The sequence below is a fragment of the Corallococcus carmarthensis genome, from assembly GCF_003611695.1.
In the GTDB taxonomy this organism is placed as follows: Bacteria; Myxococcota; Myxococcia; order Myxococcales; family Myxococcaceae; genus Corallococcus; species Corallococcus carmarthensis.
Map to the genome: position 1 here is coordinate 18,578 of NZ_RAWE01000006.1, position 25,411 is coordinate 43,988.

The window sequence follows — 25,411 nt, forward strand, 5'->3', positions numbered from 1 at the left end:
GCAGGTTGCGGTTGGCGACCATCACGACAACGGCCGCGAGCAGGGTGATGGAAGGTGGGCAGGTCGAGAGCATGGCGGCGCCTGGGGCCCGCAGCCTGGCGCGACCCAGGCCCGCTCACGCGAACTCAACGCTCGCCGCTACGGAGTCGTGAAGACATCGATGAAGTAGTAGTCCGCTGCGTAGGGCACCCGCTCGCGCTTGCCCACGTCCGAGGTGCCGTCGCAACCCGTCGGTGGCGCGATTCCTCCCGCGGTGTCGAGCCGGAGCACATAGCCCGTCTGGGTTCCGTCGGACGTGGTCCTCGAGAACACCTCGGACGGGAGCCCCCGGTCGATGCGCGCGACGTTGGCGAGTCGCAGCAAGGGGACGTTGCCAGGCCCGTTGGCGACCGTGGCCTCGACGCTGCCAATGAAGAGGGTCTGGCCGGCGGTGGACGCGCCTTCGTCGAGCACCGGAGCCGACACGCGCCAGGCGGGGCCCACGGGGGGCGTGCCGGTGGGTGGCCCGAAGTCGATGCCAGCCGGGTAGCGGAAGTGGTCGAGGACGAGTTTCTCCAGCGCCGGGATGGGTTCGGCGGTGATGGGCTGGAGGCCCGCTTCCGGTTGGAGGAAGGCCCAGGCAAAGCCGCTCGCGTTCTGGCGGCACTCGTAGACCTGGGCCGCTGGCGCCTCCCGCGTGTAGTCCGGAAGAACGGCCACGTCGCTGGTCCCGAAGGGCGGCGGGTCCGCGGGCGTGGAGCCCGTCTGGTAGGCAGCCACGATGTGTGCGGAGGGCCGCGATTCGGAGGGGCGGCTGAGCAGCTCGCGCAGGTTGTACTCCACGCCTCCCAACATCACCCGCAGCACCTCATCCGGCACATTGGCCGGCAGGCTGGTGGGTGCGCCCTGGGAGATCTGCTTCACCGCCTCCGTGGCCGCCGCCTTCTCATCGTCGTCCTCATCATCGTCGCATCCCCCCAAGGCCACGACGGAGAGCGCGAGTGTGGCGATGACAAGGACGGGTCTCGTTCGAGCAGGCTTCAAGACGGACCTCCCTCGGAAACGGGCAACGGTGATACCGGCCTTGCGTGCCAGCAAGCCGTTCCCAGGGAGGAACGCGTGTCATCCCCACGACCCTCTACGGCACGAACTGCCAGCGGTCTCCGGCCACGGAGCCCACCGCCTGATCCGCGAGCACCTGTCCGGTGCGCGGGTCCTCCACCCGGATGCGGCAGAAGCTGCCGTAACCGAAGGTGAGCTGCTGGGCCTGGTCGAAGTAGCGGCCCGTCGTGTACGCGTGCCAGGTGCTCGGGCAGGACAGCACGCTCACGCGGTACTGCGTGTACGCGAAGCCGATGTCGTGCCCCGTCAGGCTGTCGCTGTTCGTCATCCCGAAGCCCACGCCCTTCACCGTCCCCTCCACGTTGTCGTAGACGAGCCCGGGGTTGCTCACGTACTTGCGGCCGAAGGCGGGCGACGCGGCGGACAGGAACGTGCCCACCTCGGTGAAGGCGTGGCCGTCGGTGCTCTCCAGCTTGTGGAGCGTGGCGAAGCCGCGCTGCACCACCGCCACGTAGCGGCCATTCACCCGCTCCACGTCCGGCTCCATGAAGCCAGGGAAGCCATTCACGTCCGGGTAGCTCTGCACGAGGACGAAGTTGCGCGGGAGGTCCTCGCTGGATTCGGCGAGGTACGAGTGGAGGGGGCCGTTGTCCGTGCGCGCGTCGAACCACAGCTTCCACCCGCTGCCCGTCCACAGCAGCGACGGTCGCGCGATGTCGCTGAAGCTCGCGTTGGTGATGCGCACCTCCGTGGTGGAGGTGGCCACCGAGGGCGTCCACGCCGCGCCGTCCGTGCTGGTGGAGATGGCAATCCAGTCCCGGTAGTCCGAGCCCACCTGGTGCGCCACCGTGTAGGCCATCACCCAGCGCCCATCCGGCCGCTTCTGCACGGAGGGATCGTTCACGTGGAGGTAGCCGCCATTGCTGATGATGACGGACTGGCCGGACCACGGGCCCTCGAAGAGCAGGTCATCCGAGACGGCGAAGTAGATGCGGTCGTTGACGTCCGTGCTGTTCTTCCAGCCGCCGTAGTACAGGTTCCACACGCCGCCGTTTCGCACGAGGTCCGGCGCGTAGAGGTTGTGGCCCTGGACGAGGGGGTTCTCCGCCGAGGGATGGGCCTCGATGCCGTTGGGCTGCGAGACGCCGATCAGGGTGACGCCCGGGCCGCCCGCGTTGCCCGCATAGGCAAGACCCCCGGCCAGGGCCGGTGCACCGAGCAGCACGCCCGCGGCCAACAGCGCGGACGGCGAAGGAAGACGCGACAGGAGGAGGGTGGACAGGTTCATGCCCTCCATCCTGGCTGTGATGAATTAAAACAGGAAGAGCTGATTTCCGTTAATAATCTTGAATCCCATTTCGGTCCCACGGGATGCTCTGGCGTGCGCGGCGAGGCAGGAGCCGACCCTGGATCGCACGCCGCGGCTGGATGGGGTCGTGTCCAATGAGGGTTGCAAGGCCTCTCCACCGGCCTGGCGCACAGCTCGCGGCCCCCGTCAGCGTCCCGCCTCGGCACCTCTGCACCCGCCCTCAACAGGCCTTCTCTTCGCCCGATGCGTGGCAACGGCAAGCAGACGACTGAAGCGCATGACGGCTCCGACGAAAGGGTGGGCCGGCAGTCTGGTTCTGGCCATACACACTAAATATGAGGGGTTGCCACGATTGACTCTTGCAGGGATGGATTTTGGGGTGATGTAAGCGTCAGGTCGGAAACAGTTCTGACGTAGAGTGTCTGTCATTGTCTTCCGGTACGCGCTTCTGCTGCGAGGCGTGCCTGTCCTTCGTGCAGGCACATTCCCACACCCAGGAGTGCCGATGAACGCGCTGAAGAAGTCGCTTCTCGCCGTCGCCGCTGTCCTCGCCGTGGCCCCCGCGTCCGCCTTTGCTCTTCCGTTGCAGTGCTGGGATACCTGCGAGGGTATTTGCGACGACCCCTGTTTCCTGGGGACCCGCCTCACCACCTGTGGCGCGGCGGGCTACTGCTTCCAGCCTGCGCAGCCTTCGCAGGAGAACGCTTCGGTCTCCTCCGAGCAGAGCCAGCGCTCCGACGACACCGCGCCGGTCTGCGACGCCAACCATCCGGGCACGGAGCAGGCTGAGAGCTGAGCGGTCTTGAACGTCCCCGAGGCCCGGCATCGCGTCCGAGCCTCGTGGTTTCAAGGCCGGAGTGCCTCTGCCAACGCGCAGTCAGTCCAGACGGCCCCGGAGCGATGGCTCGAGCTGTTGCACGAGCCCCTCCAGGTGCGCCGAGGTCGCCTTGCGGCCGGGCTGGTTTCGCCGCATCGAACGCCCAACATAGAGCAGCCGGAAATGTGCGTCGAGCGAGTGCCTGGGAGACTGGCCCCAGCACGGGGGCCACCCCAGAACGCAGGGTGTTGAGCGCCAGGCGGCAGTACCCCCATGCCCAAGCCCCTGCCGCGCCCCAGAGGGGAGCGAGGCCTGAGCGGGCGTGCGCCCCATGAGGACTGCACGGCCTCTCCACCGGCCTGGCGCACCGCTCGGCGGCACCCGTCAGCGTCCCTCCTCGGCACCTCTGCTCCAGCCCCCACCCTCAACAGGCCTTCTCTTCGCCCGATGCGTAGTCGGGCCCGAGCCTTCGGGGACTCGTAGGACGGAGGACACGAACGCTCCGACAACGTCTCCTCCGGCTCCGCGCGCGACGCGGACACACTCACGCCCGCGACCGGGCCCCGGACATCGCGCACGAGCCCCACGATGCGCAGGCTCGCGCCGGGCACGGGGGTGAAGCGCGGCCCGGTGACGAAGCTGCCCGAAGACGCCTCGGCGGTGGCGCTACGGGCCCCCCGGTTCGAGGCGGCTCCGTGTCCGCGCAGGACGTACGTCACGAGCAGCAGCCCGACGATGCCCGCGATGAGGAGTGCCTGGCGGCGATTCCCCTGGCGCATGCGGTGGCCAGGAGCGCCGCCACCCGTGAACGCCGTCATTCGGCGGTCACGGGAGGGACGCCCACGTCAGGGGGCGAGTGGTCTCCACACCGGGCGCACCTCGAGGGACACCGCGCCTTCGGCGGGCAGCTCCAGCTCTTCCCGGTGGATCCGATCCCTCGCGCGGTGGATGGCGAAGAGCGTGTAGTGGCCCGCGGGGACGCGGTCGAAGCGCAGCGTCACGGGCAACTGCGCCAGCCGCTCCTGGGGATGCCCTCGTGCCTCCAGCCGCCGGGACGCCATGTCGTCCTCGGGCCAGGGCTCCGAGCCGGGGATGAGGAAGGCCTCGAGGATGTCGTCCTCCAGTCGCAACGTCAGGGTGGCGCCGCGCTCCAGCGCTTCGAGTGTGAGGGCGACCTGCCCGCTGGCGGGGACCCGCAGTGACTTCGGTTGGAAGCGGTCGCTGGAGTGCGGCTTGCCGTCCTCCAGCGGGCTGGCGGTGAAGGAATAGAGGCCCGGGGAAAGGCCGCTCATGACCACGGTGCCCGTGGAGGCCATGCGCTGCTGCGTGTCGCCGTCCGGCATCGTCATGACGAGCATCGCCCGCATGGGGCGCTCCTGGGCATCCCGGATGTTCACCTCCACCCGGGCTCCGCGCTCCAGCAGGGCCGTGAACTCCCGCGCTCCGGCGTCCAGCGTCTGGCGCAGCGGCAGATAGCCGGGGACTTCCAACTCGAGGGTGAGGGGCGTGGAGGGCAGGTGTTCCAGGAGACAGGTGCCGTCTGGCGTCAGCGCGGCCCGGAGCCTGCGGTATGCCAGCACCGGGTCTCCGGGGCCTTCGCTCCGCAGCCGGTAGAAGACGGTGCCCGTGTGTTGGACCCAGCTCCCCGAATCTTCGCGCACCTCGCCGCTCAAGGGGAGGCCCGTCTGGGCGTCGCGCAGGACGCCGCGCACCGTCCGGCCTTCCGACAGCGTGAGCGTGCCCAGGTCCACGTCCGCCCCGCCCTCCAGCGTGAACGTCCGCTCCAGCGGCGCCATGCCCTTGGCTCGGAAGACCAGGGCGTGGCGGTCGGTGGCTCCGGACAGGTCCACGTCGAAGTTTCCGCTCGGGGAGCGCTGTTGGTCGAAGCCGACGCTGAAGGACGTCACGGGCGCGCCCCCCGGACCCACCACCCGGCCCCGGGCGTGGGGTCTGCGGTGGAGCACCAGTCGAACCTCGCGGACGTCGCTCCCCACAATCAAGGTGCGGTCCTTGCCGGGGAGGCCTCCCTGGGAGCGGGCGGGCTCCAGGTCGTAGTCCGCCCGGTTCGCGGACAGCACGTACCGGGAGGCGTCCAGGTGCTTGAGGAAGAAGCGGCCCTTGTCGTCCGAGCGCAGGCCCTCCACGTTCATCCAGGACATGCCACTGCTCTGCCGGTGGCGCGGGAGATCTCCTTCGGGAACCCCCATCCGGATGATCACCCCCGGCACGGGCCGGCCTGCTCCGTCCACGGTGAGGCCCGCCAGCGTCCGGTTCCCCTCCATCCTCAGGGACACCGTCGCGGTCTCTCCGTCCGCCACCTCCACCGGCTGCGAGGCGCTGCGCGTGTAGGCCGGGGTCTGGAGGGAGGCCTCCACCACGTAGCGGCCGGGACTCACACCCTGGAGGGTGAAGCGTCCCTGCTCGTCCGTGGCTCCCGAGCGCTCGGCGTCGTCCTGCCCTTCGCGCTTCCAGAGGGTGAGCTCGATGCCGGGCAGGGGCGCCCCCGCCATGCTCACGACGGTGCCGGAGACGGTGGCGCCCCGGCGCAACACCCGCCGGATGCCCCGCGAGGGAATCCGCACGGCGAAACGTTCCCGGATGAAGCGGTCCGCATCGATTTCAAGCCACCCGGGCCCCACGGCCTGGGAGTCCAGCACGAAGCGCCCGGTCTCATCCGAAACGGCGACGTCTTCATCCGCGTCCGTTCCGGTGCGCCGAAGCTCGCCGGTGTGCAGCTTCACCTCCAGGCCCGCGAGCGGCTGGCCCGCCTCGTCGACCAGCTGCCCTTCCACCGAGCTTGCACGCGCCAGCGTGAAGTCGAGGGGCTCCGTGTGTTCGTCGACCTCGTGGTCCACGGGCCCTTCATCGAGGTGGTGCTCGGCCTTGACGCGGATCAGGTACTCCGAGATGGCCAGCGGGCCCAGCCGGTAGCTCCCATCCGCGCGGGTCACGGCCTGCCCGCGCTCGCCGAGGGCGACGGGCTGGAAGGGTCGTGCCGTGACCTTCGCTCCAGCGACTGACTTCCCGGTGTCGTCCCGCACGGTGCCCTGGAGGAAGACGCCGGGTCGCAGTTGGAGCAACAATCCTTCCGCGGGCGGGGACTCGATGGAGGCGAACGCGTCCTGCGCGGAGCTCCGTGTGAAGAGCTCATGCTCGGACGGCAGCGCCGAGGTGAACGCGAAGCGTCCCTGGGGGTCCGTGGTGGTGACCTGGGGGTCTGGCTCCGAGGTGGGGGGAGACAGCCAGACCTGGACCCCCGCCGCGGGCGCACCCTGTTCGGACACCACCTGTCCCGAGAAGCGCGAGGGACGGTGGAGTGTCAGGTCTTCCAGGTCAGCGGCCTCCACGTCCTGGAGGAGGAGCACGCCTTCACCCGCGAGGGCGAAGAGGGCGGCGTAGCGTGTGCGGGGAAGGGGCCCCAGGCGGAAGTGTCCCCGGGCATCGGCGCGCACGTCGAAGAAGCGCGTGTGGTGATGGGAGAACAGCGTGAGCGTCACCTCCGTGAGGGGCTCCGGCGAGCCCTCCACCTTGACGTTGCCCTCGAACACGAGGCCTTCATCGAGCGACAACACCACGTCCCGGGTCCCGGCCAGGATGTCGTGTTGCTTCACCGCGCCCGCTTCCCCCAGGGCCCAGAGCGTGACGGCACCCTCCGGAAGTCCATCGAGCACGAAGGTGCCATCCGCTGTGGTCGTCGTCTCCGCGAGGACGGGCGCTTCGCCTTCGCGGGCGCTCACCTGTTCCAGCAGTCGGGCCTGGGCCTGGGGCCAGCAGTCCATCAGCCGGATGCGGGGCGCGAACCCGGCGGCTCCGGCGTCGGCCGTGACGAGGTCGGGCGCGGGGCAGGGGCGCTCGGAGAGCGTCTCCGCCGGGTCGACGCGCGAGGCGGACACCCGCACGCCCGCGACGGGCAGCGCACCCTCTTTCACGACGCCGGTGATGCGCAGGCTCGCGCCGGGCACGGGCGTGACGCGCGGCCCGGTGCCGGAGGGGCCCGCCGCCTTCGCGACCGTGGAGGAACGACGGGATGACGGGGACGCAGCCTGCCGACGCAGGAGGAACGTCACGAGCAGCAGCCCGACGATGCCCGCGATGATGAGTGCCCACCGACGATTCCCCTGGCGCATGCGTGGGCCAGGATAGCAGCGCGGTCGACAGGCGTTCCTCAGGGGGGCGCGAAACCCATGGCGCGCGCCTCCATGCCCGAGGGCGACGGCTGCTCACGGAAGGCCACCCAGCCCTCGCGCTGCGAATGGCGGGGCACGTACGCCCACAGCTCGGCGGTACCCGTCAGCGTCCCGCTTCGGCACCGCTGCATCCGCCCTCACCCTCAACAGGCCTTCTCTTCGCCCGATGCGTATGCGTTGGGGTTGTAGCGCCGGATGTCACGGAGAGTGAATGTTTGTTGCGGCGGACGCAACAACGGCACCGGCGTAGCAACACAGATTCGAGGGAAGCCAGAGATGGCCTGCTTCCTGCTTTTACGGGGAGTGCCGTAACCATCGCACCCGGCCTTGAGCCGGGTGCGAGATCCCCGCAGCAAGAGGAGTGCCCCCACATGCTTCATCCGGCTGAGTCACACCGTGGTTCTTCCAACGGCCTGCGCGCGGTAACGCTCGCGATGCTCGCGGTCTTCACCATTCAGATCGGTTGCAGCCGTGCTCCCGAGGCCAACCCGATGACCAAGGCGCGCGAGGCCTTGGCCGAGAACATCGTCTTCAGCGACGTGGAGCCCGCGCGAGTCGTCGACGGGAGCCTGGAGCGGTTTGGCCGGCTGGGCATTGCGATGCATGACGAGGTGCCCCGTTTCATGAACTTCGTCCTGCGGCAGACGCTCGTCCGCGGCACGGATGACGCCGTCCTCGAGGTGTATGACGAGAAGACCGGGGAGCGCACCCTCTACACGGTGAACAACGAGACGGGCGACGCCTGGGTCCACCATGAAGGCGGCAAGCTGCACATGGTCTTCAACGCGGACAAGACCATCATGGTGGGTGACAAGCTGGCCGCCAACGAGGATGAAGCGGCCAAGATCCTCCTCGAGACCGGGGAACTGGACAGCGTCTCCGAGTACTCCCTGTTCACGATGATTGAAGTCATCAGCAAGTACCTTCCCGAGGACAAGACGGGGAAGGGCGGCGCCGCGGCGGTTGTCACCCTCATCGCGGTGGGCGTCTGGTACGTGGGTTCCACCGTCGGCTGCTCCCAGCAGTACAGGCGGAACGGCTGCAGGCTCACCGGGCTGAGCAACTACTGCCGCTCGTGGTGCGCCTCGTATTGGTGCCACTGCTAGCAGGCCTACCGGTGTTTCGAGCCAGGAACTGGAACCGTCCATGACTGTGTTGGCAAGGCATTGGCTCCTGGCCCTGCTTCTGGGGGCCTGCGCGTGTCAGCAGGCCCCCGGTGTGCAGGAGCGTGTCGTGGCGATCTACTCGCGAGCGGATGTCGCCGAGTTGCAGCAGTCGCCTTGCTCCGATGGCCGCTGCCCGCATGTGGACCTCGAGGACTTCTCCTGTCCCTCTGGAGTGAGGGCCGAGGTGCTCGTGCTCAGCGGACACAGCCTGCCGCCGAGCTATCTCAACGCGTCCCCGGAGGACCTCGCGCGGGTGGTCCGGTGCTACCGCCCGGACCTCATCGTCCTGGATACCTGCTACGGCTTCTCAACGCCGCTGCTCACGGCGCTCGCGGAAGAGGCGCCGGGGGCCTGGGTGCTGGGCTCCACGTACAAGCTGCCCCTTGATGGGTTGCTCTATGACGAGGGCTTCTTCCAGGCCGGGAGCCCCGAGCAGCGCGCTCGCTTCGTCCGTACGCGCTCTGGCAAGGCGCTCGAGTTGTGGCGGTTGGATGCGAAGGCCATGGACACGGCCCTCGAAGAGGTGTCGCGCTGGGAGCCCGCGGTGCTGGAGGCCCGGTTGGCGCGCAAGCACCCCAACCTCGTGAAGGTAACGCTCCCGGGGGAGGCCACGGCGCTGGTCCCCGTTCCGCCCGAGAGGTTCCGGAAGCGATGAGCCTGCTCCTGGCCCTGGGCTCGGGTATCGCGCTGGGCGTCGCCTTCCTGTGGACGTGGGCGCAGCCTTTGGCCTGGGTGGGCATCGCGCTGCTGGGGTGGGCGCTCCACCGCGCCAACGGCTGGCGCCAGGCCGCCGCGGCGCTGCTGCTGGCTGCGCTGGTGCGCCAGGGCGTGGCCCTGCACTGGTGGGTGGGGACGGCGGGGTTCTACACGGCCCCCTGGCTTCCTCCTCCGTTCATCGTGGCGTTTCTGGGCTGGACGGCCACGGGGGCGCTGTCCCAGGTGCCACTGCTGGCGCTGGCGGCGCTGCCCGTGAAGCGGGTGCCTCCCAGGTACTGGTTGCCGGTGGGATGGGTGCTGGGCGAGGCGGGGCTGGAGGCGTGGAGCGGCTTCTCCATGACGCACGTGCTGCATTCCCAGTGGATGCAGCCGCCAATCCTGAGGGCCGTGGGCTTCGTGGGGTGGGTGCCCACGCTGGTGCTCTGCCTGCTCGCCGCCGTGTGCGTTGGAGAGGCCGTGGCCCTGCGCTCGCGCCGCCTGTTGCTGCCGGCCGTGGGCGTCATGGTGGCCCTGGCCGCGCTGCCCCCGCTGCCCGTGGCGGACGATGCGCTCCAGGGGACGGGCGTGGTCCACATGGCATCTTCCGTGCGGGTGCCGGAGTCGGTGCCCGAGGCCACGGAGCGGCTCATCTGGCCAGAGTCCACGGTACGGGGGCTCCAGCGGGGGACCGAGGGGCGTGTGTCACGGCCGGAGGTCATCGAGGCCTTCGATGCGCGCCTGCCGGTCCCCGCCATCGCGGGGCTGACGCTCCGAACGCCCGAGGGTTTCTTCAATGCCGCCGCCGCCTTTGATGGGGACGGGCGTCTGCAGGAGACCCGAGGGAAGTCCATCCTGGTCCCCATCGGCGAGCGCTCCATCTTCGGGCTTCAGGGAAGAGGGGAGCCGCTGGTCGCAAGCCAGGCGCGACCGCTGCTGTCCCTCGCGGGGCGGAAGGTGATTCCGCTCATCTGCTACGAGGCCTTCAGCCGCGCCACCGCCTTGCGTGGACGGGAAGCGGGAGGAGAGCTGCTCGCGGTCCTGGCCAGTGATCTGCCCCTGGCTGGAAGTCGCTTCGCCATGGACCAGGCCATCGGTGGTGTGGTGATGCGGGCGGTGGAGCTGCGCATGCCCGCGGTGCGAGCCTCGCTGGGAGGCGTCGCGGCGGTGGTGTCTTCCGACGGCCGCGTGCTGGCGCGGAGCGCACCGGGGGCGAGCAGCATCCTCACGGTGTCCCCGCCGCCGCGGAGGGTGGAGGCGACGCAGGAGTAGGCCCGGTCCTCTTGGGCATGCGCCAGTGCTCGGGATGTCGGTGTTCACGGGGGCAGGCTGCTCAGCTCCGGGCGGCCGGCGGCGGCATGGGGGGCGCGGTGCGCTGCCACGCCTCCAGCTCCTGCACGCGCCCCAGCCAGGCCCGGAGGTTCGCGTAGCCTTCGAGGGGCAGGCGCGCCGGGCCCGCGAGGGCGAACGACGCGGCGAGCGAGAGGTCCGCGAGCGTCAGGCGCTCCTGCGTGACCCACGTCCTGCCCGCCAGGTGCGAGTCCAGCACGGGCGCGGTCTGCGCGAAGAGGGCCTCGCCGCGCGCGACCTCGGCGGGGTCCGGCGGCCCGCGGCCGGTGCGCTGCTTCACGAAGTTCTCCTGGACGAGCACGGTGTTCGCCGGGGCCATGTGGGACGAGCACCAGAACAGCCAGCGGTTCACATCGGCGCGGCCCTGCGCGTCCGTCGGGAGCAGGGTCTGCCCCGGGGTCTTCTCGGCGAGGTACACCATGATGGCGCGCGACTCCCAGAGCACGAAGCCGCCGTCGTCCAGGACGGGGACGCGCCCGTTGGGGTTGATGCCCAGGTACGACGCCTCGCGCTGCTTGCCCGTGGTGAGGTCCACCACGATGCGCTCGAGGGGAATGTCGAGGTGGGCGGCCACGAGCAGCACGCGGCGCGAGTTTCCGGACAGGGGGTGGAAGTAGAGCTTCAAGACGGACCTCCAGGACGGCACGGGTGAAGGAGGAGGACCTATCCACCCGGCGTGACAAGGGACTGTCAGGTATCGTCGGGGCACGGCTTCAGGACGTACCCGTCCCCCAGCGCATCCCAGTGGGGCAGGCGCAGTGCATCCCCGGGCGCGGAGAGCCCCGCGACCTCGCCCAGGGCCGCGCCGGTCTCCAGGTCGAAGAAGCGCGTCACCGGGTGTGCCGCATGCGGCGGGGTGATGCGTTCAATCCCGCTCCTGCCGCCGCCCCGGAGGTCCCCCCGGGGCGGCGTGCGGGGACTACGGGGTGTAGACGACGGTGAGCGTGGCGTTCGCACCGTCCTTCACGAAGAGGTAGGCCGTCGCCGCGGGATTCTGGGCGAAGCGCAGGCGCAGCTGCGTCCGGCCCCGCGTGTTGACGGCGGACGTCCCCGCCCCCGCGAAGTCCGTGGAGCGGACGGTGCCCGCGGTGAACTTCGCGACGCCCGCCACGGCGCTCGCGGTCGCGGGGGCGGCCCAGTCGCCCGTCTCCGTCGCGGCCGCGTTGAAGGTGCCCGTGGCCACGTCGATGACGAGCGTGTTGCCCGCGGGGCTGGCCCAGGGGTCTCCGGAGCCGGATGAGTAGGAGAGGGTCAGGAACGCCTGGGTGATGCTGGCGGTGTCCGGCAGGCTGGACGTGTCGAACGACAGCAGGGAGCGGTTGTGCTTGCCGTCCACCCCTCGTCCGAGCGCCAGGCCCGTGAGCGTCCCGAGCTCCGCCGCGCTCCCGTCCGCGTTCGCCTTCACGTAGCCATCCTCCGCCGCGATGCTGGTGAAGCTGACCGTCGTCGGCGTCGTCCCGCTGTTGCTCACCGTGACGGACGTGTCCGCGTCCAGCGCGGAGTTCCCCGCCGCATCGAACGCCCGGGCCCCCAGCACATGCGAGCCATTGGCGGCCGTCGTGGTGTTCCAGCTGAACGCATGGGGCGCCGTGCTGGCCGTGCCCACGAGGTTCCCATCCACGTAGAAGTCCACCCGCGTGACGCCGACATTGTCGGAAGCGCTCGCGGTCACCGTCGCCGTGCCACTCACCGTGGCGCCGGAGACGGGCGCCGTCACGTTCACCGTGGGCGCAGTGGTGTCATCCGGAGGAGTGCTGGCTTCCGTGAGCCCGAAGAAGAGCGCCTGGTGATACACACCACAGAGGTTCACGTCGGACTGGTATGCGCCCGTCGCGCCACAGGCGGTGCTGCTCCCAGGAAAGCTGTACTGCGGATCCACCGGGATAGCGTGACCCATGCCGGTGATTTCATAGGTCTCCACCAGCGCCGTGCCCGCGCTGTCCCGGTACACCTTGTGCGGGAAGCCCCCCACGGTGTCCGTCGTGTCCGGCGTCTGGTCGATGCCGTGCACCTGGGTCCACTGCTTCATGGACTCGGTGAGGTTGGAGGGCCTCACCGTGAAGTCACTCGTGCCATGCCAGATGGAGACGCGCGGCCGGGCACCCGTGTAGCCCGGGTATGCGTTGCGCACGAGGTCCGCCCACGCCTCGGGCGTCTTGCTGACGCCGGGGCTCATGCATGTGAAGCCCTCGTTCATGGAGTTGGCGCACCGGTATGGACCGCCCGAGTTGATGGCGCCCGCCGCGAAGACGTCCGGGTAGGTGGCCAGCATGGCGGGAACCATGAAGCCTCCCGCGGAGAAACCCGTGACGAACACCCGCGCCGGGTCGATGGAATAGGCGGCCTTCATGGCGTCCACCATCTGCTTGATGGACAGCGCCTCACCCGCGCCGCGCGCGATGTCCCCCGGCTCGAACCAGTTGAAGCAGCTGGTGGGGTTGTTGCTGCTCGGCTGCTGCGCGTAGACGACGTAGAACTTGTAGACGTTCGACGCCGCGGTCCACCCAGCGGGCTCGATGCCCGCGGCACTCTGCGTGCACCCGTGCAACACCACCACCAGCGGTGCATTGGCCGGCATGCCCGCGGGCACCTGCCGGAACATCTGGAGGTTGCCAGGGTTGGACCCGAAGCCCGTCACCTGCGTCAGCCCCTGCTCCACCTGCTCGACCTGGGGGACGCCGGTGTCCGGCGCTTCGGCTCCCAGCGGACCGCAGCCTGCAGTCGCCGCGATGGCCAACGCCGCGACGCGAAACCAGGGGACGTGCGTGAACCACCCAAGACGACGAATGCCTCGACCGTGCATGGTGCCTCCCTGGCCGCCACGGGGGAGGAGGGTGGGCGGCCGAGTTCATTCAGGGTTCGGGTGCCCCGGCCACCGGCAAGCTCTTGAGGAACGCCTCCAGCGCCGCGTTGAACGGCACCGGGCAGTCGAGCTGCACCGTGTGGCCACACCCTTCCAGTCCCACCAGCTTCGAGCCCGGGATGCGCGCGTGGCCGTATTCGAAGATGTCCCGCGGGAAGCCACCGTGCAGGAACGGGTTGGGAATCAGGCGGTCCGCTTCCCCGAAGATGATGATGCTGGGGGCGGTGATGCGGTGGAGGTTGTCGCGCACGAAGTCGTCGTTGGCGAGCCCCCGCACCGAGCGCACGTTGGCATAGGCATACGCGTCGAACTCGGGCGACTTCGCCAGCCGCACGCGCTCCTCGATGAGCCACTCCAGCTCCGGCCGCCAGTGCTGGAAGTTGGCCTGCCGCACGCTGCCCCGGATGCCGTATTCGGGTGCGGACTTGATGAACTCCGTGCTCATCACCCGCGCGAACCAGTCCTTCTCCTTCTGGGAGAACTTCTCGAAGCCCGCGGGCGACACCAGCACCACCCCCGAGGGCTCGTCCGGGTAGCGGATGGCGTACGACAGCGCCGTCTGCCCTCCCATGGAGTGGCCCACCAGGATGGGATGCTCGACGCCCAGGCTCCGCGTCAGCTCACGCACCGCGTCCGCCATGGCCTCCATGGTGTACGGAAAGGAGCCGGGCTTGTCGGACTTGCCATACCCGGGCAGGTCCACCGCGACGACGTGGTAGCCCGCACGCTGGAGCGCGTCGAACTGCGCGCTCCAGAACTTCAGGTAGCTGCCCAGGCCATGGATGAGCACCACGGTGCGCGCGCCGGGCGCGGCGGGCAGCTCCACGTAGGCCATCTCCGGTACGCGCGCCATGCCGTAGGTGGCCGCCGTCTCGGGGAGGGCCAGCCGCTTCAGCGGCCAGGGCTCCTTCGCCCCGGGCGACGCGTAGTCCAGGTCCTGGAACGCCAGCGGCGGCGCGCTGGCGTACGAGCGCACGCAGCCGGTGGAGGAACCCAGCCCCGCCACGAGCAGCAGGGCCTTGAGGGCGCGGAAGGGGCTCATGGTCAGAACGCGTACCAGGTGAAGGTGGTGAAGGCGGCGAAGGGGTTGTTCTTCACCGTCGTGGAGCCGTCATAGAAGGCGCCGCGGAACAGGTAGCCGGCGTGCAGGCCCACCGTCATGAGGTAGCGGATGGTGTAACGCACCTCCGCGTTCACCTCGGCGCCAATGAACCGCCCCCGCCGCACGGCCGGTTCCCAGCGCGGCGGGCTCGCCCCCGAGTTGGCCAGACCCGTGGCCAGCTTGAGGTTGAGCGTGTTGGGGATGACGTCCCACGCCGCGCTCGCGATGCCGGTGCGCAGGCCGTAGCCCTGGTTGGAGATGTCCGTCACCGCGCCCGTGTAGTTGTTCACGGTGCTGGTGAAGGGGAACAGCAGCAGCATCTTGTGGTTGAACCACACCGAGCCGGGCAGGCCGTACTGGTTGAGCGTGAAGGCGCCCGTGTAGCGGTCGTCATCCAGGTTGCTGTCGCCGGTGGTGAACATGCCCTCCAGCGTGACCAGGTCCGCCGGGCCGCGGCCCCACTGGTAGAGCACCTCCAGGTTCGCGGACAGGCCGGAGATGTCCACCTTCTTGTTGAACGTGGTGTCCGCGCGGTCGCTCGTGTAGCTGCCACCGTTGTACATGACGAATCCGGAAGCGGCGAGGCGCCCCGCGCGGAAGTCGATGTTGTGGTGGAAGTTGGCGCCCAGCCAGAAGACGTTGCCCGTGGGCCGCTCGATGTTGAAGCGCGGGGTGCCGACGAACGGGGAGAGGCCCGTGGACGAAGGCCCGCTCTTCACGATGCCTTCGAAGGCATACGCGTCCCCCTTCGTGTCATCGCGCAGGTACCAGGCGGACAGGCCGATGTTCGTCCCGGGCTGCACGGGGTAGGCGTAGTCCGCGGTGAGCAGGTAGACGAACTTCAGGCGCGGGTCGTCCCGCGTCGCCTTGTCCGCCTGGGCGCTGCCCAGAGGCAGGAGGCTCAGTTTGGAAAGCCCCTTGTAGTTGCTGTAGAGCGACAGGCCCGTGGCGTCGCTGCCAATGAACGCCAGCTTGTAACCCGTGCGGACGATGTCGTTGAGCGGCGAGCGCGTCGGGTCGAAGATGGAGTCGTAGACCGGCTGCGTGCCGATGAGCAGCGTGAGCCGGGCCGGGTTGCGCGTGGGATAGACCGCGACGTTGACGTTCTTCGTCTGGATGTTGACCTGGTCCGCGTTGAAGCCGCCGCCCTCGTTCTGCTGCGAGGCATTGGCGGCGCGGCCCCAGAGGTAGTCCACCTCGAACTGGGCGCGGAAGGACGCCAGCCCGTCCGCGAAGGACGGGCTGTACTCCAGCACGGGGATCCAGCGCTGCTCCACGTAGAACGCCGAGCGCCCCGGTTCCACGCGGACGGAGCTGCCGGACAGCGAGCCGATGGGCCCCAGCGACACGCCCTTGAGGCCCGCGGGGTCGCCCACGCTGTTGGTCACCGACAGCCGGGTGAAGAAGTAGTTGATGAGGACGAACTCGCGAGGCTTCGCGTCCTCCTCGCGGTTTTTCTCATCCAACCAATCGCCGTAATAGAGGCCCGGCACCGTGGTGCCTTGCCCCGCCGCCGGCAGCGCCAGCCCCAGCACGAGCGCCACCGCGCCCAAGCGCGCCGCGCCCAACCACCCTCCCGACATAGACACCTCACCCTGATGGATTGCCGTGAGGGCGGTTCGCGCCCACCGTCCGCCGTGCGACTAGCCGCTGATGTCGTAGACCTGCACCGCGTTGCCGGTGAAGGCCTGACCGGAGACGCTGACCGTCTTGGCGCCCACCGCGCCGTCGGCGCAGCGCCAGCCCGTGGCCTTCGCCTCGAAGTAGAGCTCCATGGAGATCTTCTTCGTGTCCGAGGAGATGCTCACGCGGCCCTCCTGCTTGAAGCTGCCGTAGTCCACCAGGACCTCGAAGCAGCTGCCGCCCGCGGTGATGTTGGAGAGCGTGACCGCCTTGGAGTCGAACACCAGCGCGTTCTGCGCGGCGGCGTGATCACACGTGCTGCCGGGCTGGCCGACGCCGGCGGAGTTGCGGATGGTGCCGGGGATGCTGGTGACGTGGAAGTTGTTGCCGCCCACGCCAATGGTGACCTTCTGGAAGCACTGGCTGGCCGAACCCCAGTTGATGTCCTCGTCCAGCGACAGCGGGTGGCTGGGGATGTTGTCCCCCTCCATCACCAGCGTCTTGCCCTCCAGGAAGGCCAGGATGTTCGACTGGCTGTCCAGCTTGGGCGCGTTGTCCACGGGAGTCGGCGTCGTCTCCTCCCCACAACCCGTGAGGCCCAACGCGCACAGCAGCATCGCGGACGAAAGCGTCTTCTTCATGGGGGTGACTCCTCGTTCGGGCGCACGGGGGAGATGAAGCCCGATTCATGTTTCAGCTACGGGTAGCACTCGCAAGACAGCCTTGTCAAAAGACAGACGATGGCTTGGTGCGTCAGGACGCTTGCCACATCGACGCCGGAGAGGCCTGTACCGAGGTGAAGCCCTGGTTCGTGAAGAAGTACTCGTAGGTCGAGGGGTATGACGCCTTCCAGCCGTAGCCGGGGTGGTTGGGTTCGCTCCATTCCGATTTCGGAATGCCCATCGCCTGGAGCGCCGTGCCGAGCCACTGGTTGTAGAGGAGGCCCGACCACAGGAAGTTGCCCTCGCTGCCCGTGATCGAGTCGCCGCTCCGCGACCGCGTCGATGTGCGGGTCCAGCCGCATCCTGTCCTCGGCCGAGAGCCGACCGGTGCCGTTGCGCAGCCGCCGGTGGCTTCCGAGGACCTTGTCCACCACGGGGACCCGGGTGGTGCCGGGGCTGCTGGTTCCGGCCAGCAAGGTGTCAAAGAGGGCGAGTGAGCTCTCGGTGCCGCTGATGAAGCTCGACGCGACCCCGGATGAGCGAACCCCGAGGGTGCTGTACCCCCAGCTGCCGCTCGAGGTGCCCGAGGCGGCGGTGGCGACGCTTCGCTTCCGGACGGAGGCGACGCTTGGGTAGAAGGCCGATGAGTAGGCCATCACCTGGTCGACATGTCATGTGGAGCAATCTGCCTGCCGCCGCGGCGTGGCCTGGGATGGCGGCCGTGAAAAACGCCTCCGAGACTGCCTCGCTCGCGCAGGTGCGCCGCCTGGCGCAGCTGCTCCCTCACGTGGGGGCAGAGCCGAAGCAGGAAGAGGCAAGTGAGCCGCCTGAGGCAGCGGCGAGGTAGGAGCCGACCCAGGAGCGCGCGCCGCGGCTGGAGGGGGCCGGGCTGCTCAAGCAGGAACTTCGCGCTGGACGTGTTCGCCTGTGGCAGGTGTGGAGGCAGGCTTGAGGGTGCTGGTGTCTCTGACGGCTCCCAGTGGGGTGCGCGCCATCCTGGAGCCTCCATCGCAGGTCGCGGGCCAATGGCAGCTAACGGGAGGGCTCCATGCGGCTCCCGACGAACAGTCGTCGGTCGTCGATTCTCGCGAGGCACCGGGCTCCTCTGGCGGAGAACGCGACGGGGGCAAGGCCCGAGGCGTCACTGAAGGCGTGAAGTTCCCGTGTCTTCAAGTCCAAGACGGAAATCGCGCGCTCCCGCACCGGGGATGCTTCCTCGGCCACGATGACTGCATCGGGGCCCGCCCGGAGGATCGGGGTTTCGTAGGTCGAATAGAGCCCGTCCACCTGAAAGGGGAGGGGAGTGGAGGCGCGGAGCCATTGCCGGAAATCTCCCGGGTGCTCCGAAACGACATCGCCGTCCAGTGTCACGACGACTGGAACGCCATCGCGCTCCGCGCGAACGCCAAGCACGCCGCCCGCGAAGCCGAGCATGGAGAAGCCGAACATCAGATGTTCGTCGCTGCGAAGCACCTCATGTTCGTCGCCAGTGTCGATATCGATGACCCTGAGTGTCACGGGATCCTCGTGCCCGTAGCCCTGGGAATACCCGTTGACGTGCCTGGGTGTAACGAGTGTGAGGGCGACCTTGTTTCCCGCTGCGGCGATGGCCGTGCAGAGCCCGGGCAGCTCAAGGACGGGTTGGCCTTCGATGACAATGGCGGACTTCCCCAGTCGCCACCACGCGGTGATGAGGCGCTCCCCCGCGAATGTGCCCAGGGCATGCGTGGTCGGCTCCTCGACCACGCGCTGGAAGTCACGATACAGGGCATTGGCGCTCGCACGAGCGCCCGTGAGCCCATGGATCAGTTGGGAGATGAGGTGTCGCCGTTGGTGGGGACTGCGCTCCTCGATGTCCGCGGTGCCCTGCTGTTTCTGGATCCGGAGGATGAACTCACTACCCCCGTTGTCTCCGAAGGAATACAGCTCTGTCTCTACCCCTGGACGCGGATCGGTTTCCTCGGGCGTCGAACGGATGCTGAAGAGGGACCGTGGAACGCTCGGTTCGAGCGAGACAGGCACGTCAAGCCAGTGCGCGACCTTCTGGACGAACGCGGCCCCGGTCTTCGCATCAGAGGCATCGATGCTGCCTCCGGTGAGCCAGACGCCTTCATCGAGGACGTAGCGTGTTCCCAGTGGATGCTTCTCCAGCGCGAACTTCACCCGGAGCGGTGGCTTCTTTTCGAGTTCGGGGCGAGCGAACGACAACACGCGTGCCGTTGGGAGTGCCTGACCTTCGATAAGCCGCAATGACACATCAAGCCAGTCTGCCCCTGCGAGCTGTTCGACCAGTGAATCGAACCCATCCGACAAGGACTCTTCGAGCGCTTCTTGGATGGACGGAGGGACGCTGTTGCCTTCAATCCTGGGCATGGCGCGCTCCTCGGTCATCTCCATGCCGTGGAAGACAAGTCCGTCCATGGTGTACCCCGACAGCACGACCTCACCCGTGGGGGATGCCTGGGCAATCGCCATCGCGGTGCCGTCATAAAGAGAGACATGGAGGGCTTCGCATCCGAGCGCACGGGCAATCTTCCCCAGTCGGCTTTCGCCCGTGTGTCCAGGCTCGGCAAGCAGCTCCAACGGAGCCGTCTTGGCGATGGACCAGCCGTGCATTCCGGATCCAAGCGCGCACGCCCATCGGTCGGAGGTCGCTCCGGTCCCGTACTGCATCCGGTCCCAGGTCTCGCGCTTGCGCGGCGAGTAGGGAACCGCCACGAGTCCCTCCGTGACGCAGAGGTCCGAGATGACGCGTTCGAGCACGTCGAGTTCACGTGTCTTGAAGAGTGTGATCTGTCCCCATTCGCCCATGGTGGAGCGTATATCGCGAACTCCACGGCGGCGGACTCGCGAGTGCTTCTGGGGGAGAACTCGGGAGGCGGATGCTAGCGGCGGGATGCCCGGGAACTCAATACCCCAACAGGGTGATGTTCCTGCACGTCATGAACGCGATACGTCACCGGGGGACGGACGGACAGCTCTCCTGGCAGGCCCGTGAACCCAGATACCCGTGCCCCCCTTCCGCGCTGGTTCATTGATGCGGACCGGCTGTGCATTGCTTTGCCCCCCCTGCCTCCGGAGTTGGCCGCGAGGGTCCAGTTGCGGAGGGATGATTGGAACGCCAAGGGATGGAGTGACGGCCAACGGTTGTGCTTCAGCCGGGAGCAATGGCTTGCACTCGGCCGTCCGGGCGAGGGGGGCTTCGATGCGGAGGAGCACGAGTATTCACGGGAGGAGTGGGCGTCGACGCAGCACCTGCTGATGGACCTGCTGGGCCTCCAGCAGCAATCCCTCCGCTGGGAGGTCGTAGGCATCCCAGGCGGCGCCGGTGCCCGCTACAAGGTTCGCGTGGACGGTGAGCCCATTCTCGCCACGGGAGCGCCCTTTCCCTGGACGGTCAGCTCTCCGGAAGGAGCCACATTCCCCCTGACGCCCACGGCGGCCTGGGCCTGCGCCGAGGCTCACCGCGCGACCCATGCCTCGACGCAGGAGCAACTGGCCGTGGTCGTCCGGCTGCGAGGCGTGCTGGAAGATGTATCGGGGCTGCTGGGAGACCGCATCCCGTTCGCGCCCACCGGATTCCTCAAGACCTTCGAACCTCGCGCGGTGAGTCGCCTGGGATTGCGTTGGGAGCATGACGCCGACCTCACGGAGGTGGTCTCCCTTCGCCCCTACGCCGTCTTCGCGGATGGGACGCGCGCGGACTTCTCCCTGTCTTCGGTACGGCCGGGCGGCATCGCGGGAGAAGACGCCCGGCGCCCCCTGCTGCTTCCCGAACACACCGACGAGGTGCTGGCCAGAACCCGTCCCCTCCAGCGACGCCTCGTGGCCGACGTCACGCGCGAAATGGCGGACCCGTCGCACCTCATCCCGGAGGGACGAGACCTCGACGCGAGCCTGGAACTCTCGCAGTACTCGCCCCGGGTGGCGGGCTTCGAACTCCTCCGGGGACGCCAGCCGGGGGAAGGCCGCGAAGCCACCGGGTTGGAATGGGTCGAACCGTCCTCGCCCTCCGAATCTTTCGCCCTGACCCTCCACGTCAACGAGACGGGCATGCGCCTCCAGTTGAAGTCGCGTGAGGAGGCGCTGGAGGTCCTGAACCGGAACGATGCGGCGCTGGCCAGCGCCACCCCCATGCCCCTGAACGTGGGCGGACAGCAGGTGTTCCCAAGTGAGGCACTGGGGCGTCAGCTTCGGATCGCGCTCGGTCTGTCCGCGCCTGCCGGGGAGGTGGAGGTGGTACCCGACGACGCCCCCCGAGCCGGGGGCCGTCTTGGAGCCATCGTCCGCGAAGCGGAAGCACCATCGTCCGCGGAACCACGGGTGGACGACGCATCGCCCGTGCCGTGGGAAAAGCTGGAGCAGGCCTTCCGTCCAGGCGTGTCTCTCAAGCCACATCAGAAGGAGGGACTCGCCTGGCTGTGGCGCCATGCCGTTTCTGGAAGTCCCGGCGTCCTGCTCGCGGACGACATGGGCCTGGGCAAGACATTGCAGGTCGCGTGCTTTCTGACCTTGAGACTGCTCATGGCTGAAAGGGACGCGCGGCCCCATTTGGTGGTCTGCCCCACCATCCTGTTGGACAACTGGAAGCAGGAACTGAACCGCTTCTTCCGGGAAGAGCTCTGGCAAGCCGCCTTCATCCTGCATGGGCAGGACCTCCGGGCCGTGAATCGCGGGGACGGACTCGACACCGACTTGCTCGCGCAGCGGACGTTGATCATCACCAACTACGAAACGCTGGGAGCCTATCAGCGCTCGCTGTTGAAGGTGGATTTCGGCGTCGTCGTCTTCGACGAGGCCCACCTGCTCAAGAATCCGGACACGCTGCGCTCCCGCGCGGCCCGGGCCCTCAAGCGGAGCTTCGCCGTCGCGCTGACGGGCACACCGGTGGAGAACGAGCTGTTCGATGTCTGGGCCGTCTACGACGCGATCCAGAGTCGTGCGCCCCGGGTCTTCGGCCCTCGTGCCTCCTTCCGGGAGGAACATGGCGGTGCGCAGGGCGCATCCACCCTGCGGACGCGGCTGAAGTATCCGTCCAGGGACAGCACGCTGATGCGCCGGGAGAAGGCGGAGGCGCTCAAGGACCTGCCGGAGAAGCGATATCACAGCCATCCGGTGGAGATGACGGCGCTTCAGGAGGAACAGGAGCGGCTCATTGCCCGGCAGGCGCCGAAGCGCGGCGCGCTATGGGCCCTCTCCGCGCTCCAGAAGCTGTATCAGCATCCCGCGCTCCTGGCGGACTCGCGCGGGCTCTCCGCCGCCACCGCGCTCCAGGAGAGCCCCAAGACCCGCCTCTGCCTGGAGTTGCTCGCGCGGGTGGAGTCCACGGCCAGCGGAGCGGATGCGCAGAAGGCCCTGGTGTTCGTCCTCTCCCGGGCGATGCAGGAGCTGCTATCGGGCCTCATCCAGGAGCGCTTCCGCCTGCCGGAAGTCCGCATCATCAACGGAGAGCCGGAGAGCCGCCGTGTAGCCCTGGACGCCATCGACGAATTCTCCAAGGCACGGGGCTTCCAGGTCCTCCTGCTGAGTCCATTGGCCGCGGGCGCGGGGCTCAACATCGTCGCCGCCAACCACGTCATCCATTACGGGCGCTGGTGGAATCCCGCCAAGGAGGACCAGGCCACGGACCGGGCCCACCGCATCGGTCAGGTCCGGCCCGTCCACGTCCACTATCCGTTGCTGCACCGGCAGGGACGCCCCGATTCAGGCTTCGACATGCGGCTCCACGAACTCGTCGAACGCAAGCGTTCGCTGGCACGTGACTTCCTGGCTCCCGTTCCGGATGAGGCGCGGCAGTACTCGGGTGTGTTTCAAGAGGGGGACGGCTGAACCATGTTCATCATCATCATGCAGGCCTTGCGGGACGAATCCCTGCGCATTCCGCTGCTCATCATCGCACTGTTGGCGTTGCTGTCCCTGGGCGCGGTGGTCGAGCGCTGGAGGCGTTTGCGCAACGCCATCCAGACGCTGGAGCAGAAGCTGGAGCAGTTGCTGACGGGCCGTCTCCAGGAGCCCGGCGACCGCGACGAAAGCCGCGCCTTGTGGCGGGCCGTGCGCGAGCAGCTCGTCTTCCCTCCCGGAAGGCAGGAGGTCCCGGGGCCTGTCCTCATGCGTTCGTCGCCGTCGCGGGAGCTGCGTGAGACCTGCCGTGCGTTGTTTCGCCACTCCCTGGGGCATGGAATCGGACGGAACCTGACGGGCATCGCGCTGGTGATGACTTTCGGCCTGCTGGGCGTCGTGCTGGTGGGGCCCGTCCAGGAGGCACTCACGAGCACGGGGGGCAGCGGCCATTCGCAGTCGGACCTGCTCTCCCAGGCCATCGGGAAGATGGGCGCCAAGTTCTTCATCTCCGCGACGGGGCTGGTGGGCACGCTGTTCTTCCAGATGATTGCATTCTTCTGCGAGCGCAAGCTCCTGGGGCGGTTGGATGCGATGCGCCTGGGCTTCGAAAAGTACACGCGGACCCTCGATGCGCATGAAATCGCCCTGGCCTCGGCGCGGGGGGATTCCCTGGGATCGCTGAAGACAGAACTCGTCCAGACCCGGAGGGAACTCGCCGAACAGCTCTCACAGCTCGAAAGCGTGAATGTTTCGATCCAGGGCATCGGCACGGAGGTCCAGGCCCACTTCGGGAAGATGATGAAGGAGGAGGTCGGGGACGTCATCACGCGGCAGTTGAGCGCGGTGGAAAAGGCGGTGCGCGACATCGCCACGGATCTCCAGCGTTCCATCTCCACGAACTTCACTGCGTCGCTGCAATTGGAGATGGCGAGCATCAAGGCCCACCTGGATGGCATCCAGCAGGCGCTGGTGGGGCAGCAGGAGCACGACCTGGGTCGGATCCTCGAACAGCTCCGCGACACGGTGTCCGGCGGGTTCCATTCCCAGTCCCAGGACATGGCCCGGCAAATGGCAGGCTTGGTGGAGGTGCTTCCCCAGTTGGAGAAGCAGCTTGGGGCAATGACCCAGATGCTGGGCAACCAGGCACGGCAGTGGGGCAGCGAGAACCAGCGTGCCGTGGAGGCACTGGGCGAGAAGGTGTCCGAACTGGTGGGCAGCTTCGACGGTGTTCGGGACAACATGGAGAAGGCGGTCGCGCAGGTGCTGAGGAGCGCCACCACGGCCTCCGTTGATCTGGGGCGTCAGAACCAGCAGGTCGTCGACCAGCTGGCGGGCAGCGTCTCCAACATCGTGGGCAGTTTCCAGGGCGTGCTCACGCGGATGCAGGAGAGCTCCGACCAGATGGTTCGCGCGACCGCGCACGTGTCCCGAGATATGCACGCGAGCGCCGTGCAGCAGTCCGGCATCCTGAATGATCAACTGGCGGAACTCCGGGCCCGGTCCGAGGCCGACGTCGGTCATTTCCAGGCTCGCGCCGATGCCTTCGCCAAGGCGATGGAGCAATCGCAGGACGGCCTGCGCTCCGTGACGAAGCAGCTCAACGACACCGTGGACAAGCTGGCTGCCGCGTCACGGAGCGCGGGCGAGACTCATCACAAGGCGGGGGTGGTCTCCGGGAAGATGGATGAGGTCGCGCAGCGGCTCATCGACACGGCCCGGTCCTTCCAACAGCTGTCCCAGGAACGTTCGGGGGTGGTAAAGCAGGAGGAGATGCTCCTCAACGCCCAGCGTGAGGCCCTGGAGCGCGTGACGCCGGTGCTCAACGGCCTGACGCGGACCTATGAGGAATCCATCAGCAAGCAGGTCCAGTTGCTGAGCAGCCAGTGGACGCAGGTCGTGAGCAAGGTCGACTCCGCTCTGGGTCGCTCTTCGAATGAATTCTTCCAGGGCGTGGAGGAGCTGGCGGACGTGGTGAACCAGCTCAAGGATTCATTGAAGCAGCAGGTGCGGCGATGAGCTCTGGGGGAGAGAGCAGTGACCGATCACTCGCGGACCTGATGGCGGGCGTGGCGGTGGTCTTCCTGCTGCTCGCGGTCATCTTCATCCTGGATGCTCGCCAGCAGCGCGAGGAGGCCATCCGCGAGAAGGAAGTGGCCATTGGCAAGGTGGATTCACAGAAGGATGGCGTGCAGGCATCGCTGGTGGCGCTCCGGGCGGAGTTGGTGACCCTGGACTCCGACCTGGATGGTGGCTTCATCGAGATGAGCGGGTTGGACGGCGGGGTGAACGCGCTGGAGATTGAATTCAAGAACCTTCAGTTCGGACTGGGGGAGTGCCGCACGCCTCCGGAGTACGTGGCGCAGTTCCGTCAGGGGGCGGTGCCGCTCATCGAACGCGTCTGCGCGGCCGTGGACGCGATGCGTGACGCGGGCGCCGAGCCGTCCATCATCTTGGAAGGACATACGGACGACCGTCCCTTCCTGGGCACGAGCGGCGAGTGTGGCGTCCGCAATGGCGTGGCGAGGTTCAGCTTCGAGAACAACGTCCGCGCCAGCGCCTCCCGTGCGCAGGAGGTGTTCTTCACGGTGCGTGATCAGCTCCCGGCCGCCGGCTACGCGCGCACATGCCTGGACGCGAACTTCGTGGTGTCGGGACGAGGTCAGACCGCGCCCCGGACCGGGACGGAGGGCGACGATCCCGCCAACCGCCGGCTTGTGCTTCGTGTTCGCGGCGACCTGCGTCTGTAGTGGGGGACAC

The 25,411-nt window shown here is 68.2% G+C and carries 18 protein-coding genes; 7 read left to right on the forward strand and 11 right to left on the reverse strand.

Annotation, left to right across the window (positions count from 1 at the left end; genetic code table 11):
- Positions 1-138: 138 nt before the first annotated feature.
- Both D7X32_RS02870 and D7X32_RS02875 read right to left on the reverse strand, forming a co-directional pair.
- A complete protein-coding gene (locus D7X32_RS02870; RefSeq protein WP_147449998.1) occupies positions 139-1,023 on the reverse strand; it encodes a DUF3455 domain-containing protein in 885 nt (294 codons plus the stop codon).
- A 94-nt stretch (positions 1,024-1,117) separates the two neighbouring features.
- On the reverse strand, positions 1,118-2,329 hold the full coding sequence (locus D7X32_RS02875; RefSeq protein ID WP_120600948.1) for a glycoside hydrolase family protein: 1,212 nt from the start codon (positions 2,327-2,329) through the stop codon (positions 1,118-1,120).
- Between the two features lie 526 nt (positions 2,330-2,855).
- Here D7X32_RS02875 and D7X32_RS02880 point away from each other — a divergent pair.
- Positions 2,856-3,146 carry a hypothetical protein gene (locus tag D7X32_RS02880; protein WP_120600949.1) on the forward strand — a complete coding sequence of 97 codons (291 nt, stop codon included), beginning with the start codon at positions 2,856-2,858 and terminating at the stop codon, positions 3,144-3,146.
- An 866-nt stretch (positions 3,147-4,012) separates the two neighbouring features.
- Here D7X32_RS02880 and D7X32_RS02885 read toward each other — a convergent pair.
- Both D7X32_RS02885 and D7X32_RS45290 read right to left on the reverse strand, forming a co-directional pair.
- Positions 4,013-7,294, reverse strand: a complete 3,282-nt coding sequence (locus D7X32_RS02885) for a carboxypeptidase-like regulatory domain-containing protein (protein ID WP_120600950.1) — start codon at positions 7,292-7,294, stop codon at positions 4,013-4,015.
- Positions 7,295-7,332: 38 nt separating this feature from the next.
- Positions 7,333-7,485: a hypothetical protein gene (locus tag D7X32_RS45290; protein WP_158625598.1), complete on the reverse strand. Its 153-nt coding sequence runs from the start codon at positions 7,483-7,485 to the stop codon at positions 7,333-7,335.
- Between the two features lie 240 nt (positions 7,486-7,725).
- On the opposite strand from D7X32_RS45290, the gene D7X32_RS02890 reads away from it, so the two are divergent.
- The 3 genes from D7X32_RS02890 (at position 7,726) to D7X32_RS02900 (ending at position 10,485) form a co-directional block, all read left to right on the forward strand.
- Positions 7,726-8,460, forward strand: coding sequence for a hypothetical protein (locus D7X32_RS02890; protein WP_120600951.1), 735 nt, complete (start codon positions 7,726-7,728; stop codon positions 8,458-8,460).
- Between the two features lie 127 nt (positions 8,461-8,587).
- Positions 8,588-9,175, forward strand: coding sequence for a hypothetical protein (locus D7X32_RS02895; RefSeq protein WP_147449999.1), 588 nt, complete (start codon positions 8,588-8,590; stop codon positions 9,173-9,175).
- Positions 9,172-10,485, forward strand: coding sequence for a nitrilase-related carbon-nitrogen hydrolase (locus D7X32_RS02900; RefSeq protein ID WP_120600953.1), 1,314 nt, complete (start codon positions 9,172-9,174; stop codon positions 10,483-10,485). The genes D7X32_RS02895 and D7X32_RS02900 overlap by 4 nt, the downstream gene beginning before the upstream one ends.
- A gap of 61 nt (positions 10,486-10,546) precedes the next feature.
- Here D7X32_RS02900 and D7X32_RS02905 read toward each other — a convergent pair whose 3' ends face one another.
- From D7X32_RS02905 to D7X32_RS02935, 7 genes are all read right to left on the reverse strand, one after another.
- On the reverse strand, positions 10,547-11,188 hold the full coding sequence (locus tag D7X32_RS02905; RefSeq protein ID WP_120600954.1) for a glutathione S-transferase family protein: 642 nt from the start codon (positions 11,186-11,188) through the stop codon (positions 10,547-10,549).
- A 65-nt stretch (positions 11,189-11,253) separates the two neighbouring features.
- On the reverse strand, positions 11,254-11,397 hold the full coding sequence (locus D7X32_RS45295) for a hypothetical protein (protein WP_158625599.1): 144 nt from the start codon (positions 11,395-11,397) through the stop codon (positions 11,254-11,256).
- An 85-nt stretch (positions 11,398-11,482) separates the two neighbouring features.
- The gene (locus D7X32_RS02910; RefSeq protein ID WP_120600955.1) at positions 11,483-13,366 is read right to left on the reverse strand and encodes an extracellular catalytic domain type 1 short-chain-length polyhydroxyalkanoate depolymerase; all 1,884 of its coding nucleotides are present in this window, start codon (positions 13,364-13,366) and stop codon (positions 11,483-11,485) included.
- Between the two features lie 49 nt (positions 13,367-13,415).
- Complete coding sequence (locus tag D7X32_RS02915) at positions 13,416-14,468, reverse strand: alpha/beta fold hydrolase (RefSeq protein WP_120600956.1); 1,053 nt, start codon at positions 14,466-14,468, stop codon at positions 13,416-13,418.
- A gap of 2 nt (positions 14,469-14,470) precedes the next feature.
- Positions 14,471-16,111: a hypothetical protein gene (locus D7X32_RS02920; RefSeq protein ID WP_120600957.1), complete on the reverse strand. Its 1,641-nt coding sequence runs from the start codon at positions 16,109-16,111 to the stop codon at positions 14,471-14,473.
- Between the two features lie 60 nt (positions 16,112-16,171).
- A complete protein-coding gene (locus tag D7X32_RS02925) occupies positions 16,172-16,792 on the reverse strand; it encodes a hypothetical protein (RefSeq protein WP_120600958.1) in 621 nt (206 codons plus the stop codon).
- Positions 16,793-17,845: 1,053 nt separating this feature from the next.
- Positions 17,846-19,624 (reverse strand): hypothetical protein, encoded by a 1,779-nt coding sequence (locus D7X32_RS02935; protein ID WP_120600959.1) that lies wholly within the window; start codon positions 19,622-19,624, stop codon positions 17,846-17,848.
- Between the two features lie 336 nt (positions 19,625-19,960).
- Here D7X32_RS02935 and D7X32_RS02940 point away from each other — a divergent pair, with 336 nt between their 5' ends.
- Genes D7X32_RS02940 through D7X32_RS02950 form a run of 3 tightly spaced genes read left to right on the forward strand, consistent with a single transcriptional unit; the run spans position 19,961 to position 25,401 of the window.
- On the forward strand, positions 19,961-22,642 hold the full coding sequence (locus D7X32_RS02940) for a DEAD/DEAH box helicase (RefSeq protein ID WP_244238817.1): 2,682 nt from the start codon (positions 19,961-19,963) through the stop codon (positions 22,640-22,642).
- 3 nt (positions 22,643-22,645) lie between these two features.
- A complete protein-coding gene (locus D7X32_RS46475; protein WP_244238818.1) occupies positions 22,646-24,670 on the forward strand; it encodes a methyl-accepting chemotaxis protein in 2,025 nt (674 codons plus the stop codon).
- Entirely contained in the window at positions 24,667-25,401 is a 735-nt protein-coding gene (locus D7X32_RS02950; RefSeq protein WP_120600961.1) for a hypothetical protein, read from the forward strand. The genes D7X32_RS46475 and D7X32_RS02950 overlap by 4 nt, the downstream gene beginning before the upstream one ends.
- Positions 25,402-25,411: the final 10 nt, after the last annotated feature.

Excerpts from the sequence above, each read along its gene's own strand:
- D7X32_RS02875 (WP_120600948.1), bottom strand. The coding sequence starts at position 2,329 with ATGAACCTGTCCACCCTCCTCCTGTCGCGTCTTCCTTCGCCGTCCGCG.
- D7X32_RS02880 (WP_120600949.1), top strand. The coding sequence starts at position 2,856 with ATGAACGCGCTGAAGAAGTCGCTTCTCGCCGTCGCCGCTGTCCTCGCC.
- D7X32_RS02885 (WP_120600950.1), bottom strand. The coding sequence starts at position 7,294 with ATGCGCCAGGGGAATCGTCGGTGGGCACTCATCATCGCGGGCATCGTC.
- D7X32_RS45290 (WP_158625598.1), bottom strand. The coding sequence starts at position 7,485 with ATGCAGCGGTGCCGAAGCGGGACGCTGACGGGTACCGCCGAGCTGTGG.
- D7X32_RS02890 (WP_120600951.1), top strand. The coding sequence starts at position 7,726 with ATGCTTCATCCGGCTGAGTCACACCGTGGTTCTTCCAACGGCCTGCGC.
- D7X32_RS02900 (WP_120600953.1), top strand. The coding sequence starts at position 9,172 with ATGAGCCTGCTCCTGGCCCTGGGCTCGGGTATCGCGCTGGGCGTCGCC.
- D7X32_RS02910 (WP_120600955.1), bottom strand. The coding sequence starts at position 13,366 with ATGCACGGTCGAGGCATTCGTCGTCTTGGGTGGTTCACGCACGTCCCC.
- D7X32_RS02915 (WP_120600956.1), bottom strand. The coding sequence starts at position 14,468 with ATGAGCCCCTTCCGCGCCCTCAAGGCCCTGCTGCTCGTGGCGGGGCTG.
- D7X32_RS02920 (WP_120600957.1), bottom strand. The coding sequence starts at position 16,111 with ATGTCGGGAGGGTGGTTGGGCGCGGCGCGCTTGGGCGCGGTGGCGCTC.
- D7X32_RS02925 (WP_120600958.1), bottom strand. The coding sequence starts at position 16,792 with ATGAAGAAGACGCTTTCGTCCGCGATGCTGCTGTGCGCGTTGGGCCTC.
- D7X32_RS02935 (WP_120600959.1), bottom strand. The coding sequence starts at position 19,624 with ATGGGCGAATGGGGACAGATCACACTCTTCAAGACACGTGAACTCGAC.
- D7X32_RS46475 (WP_244238818.1), top strand. The coding sequence starts at position 22,646 with ATGTTCATCATCATCATGCAGGCCTTGCGGGACGAATCCCTGCGCATT.
- D7X32_RS02950 (WP_120600961.1), top strand. The coding sequence starts at position 24,667 with ATGAGCTCTGGGGGAGAGAGCAGTGACCGATCACTCGCGGACCTGATG.